The sequence below is a fragment of the Chitinophaga sp. GbtcB8 genome, assembly GCF_019091455.1.
Lineage (GTDB): Bacteria > Bacteroidota > Bacteroidia > Chitinophagales > Chitinophagaceae > Chitinophaga.
In genome coordinates this window covers 1-229 of the sequence record NZ_JAGXJN010000534.1, presented here as the reverse complement: position 1 = coordinate 229, position 229 = coordinate 1, and the positions used below count along the sequence as shown (strand labels likewise).

The 229-nt window shown below is 59.8% G+C and carries 1 protein-coding gene; it reads right to left on the bottom strand.

Features of this window, described 5'->3' with window-relative positions:
- A partial coding sequence (locus tag KVT36_RS32480) for a PfkB family carbohydrate kinase (RefSeq protein WP_254640296.1) occupies positions 1-229 on the bottom strand: 229 nt, incomplete at both ends.

Sequence of the window (229 nt, the reverse complement as noted above, 5' to 3'; positions counted from 1 at the left end):
GCCTGCATTTTCCAAGAGGGTGCAGGCCCGGTCGCCTTCCGCATCGGCACCGGTTACGCTACAGTAAGTAACCTGAGCGCCCAGGTGGCTGAGGTTTGCGGCTGTATTGGCGCCGCCGCCTAATGTTATTGTAGTGGAGGTAACATTTACTACCGGCACCGGCGCGTCCGGTGAAAGCCGGGTTCTGGCGCCACGCAGGTACACATCCATCATCAGATCTCCGGTGCAC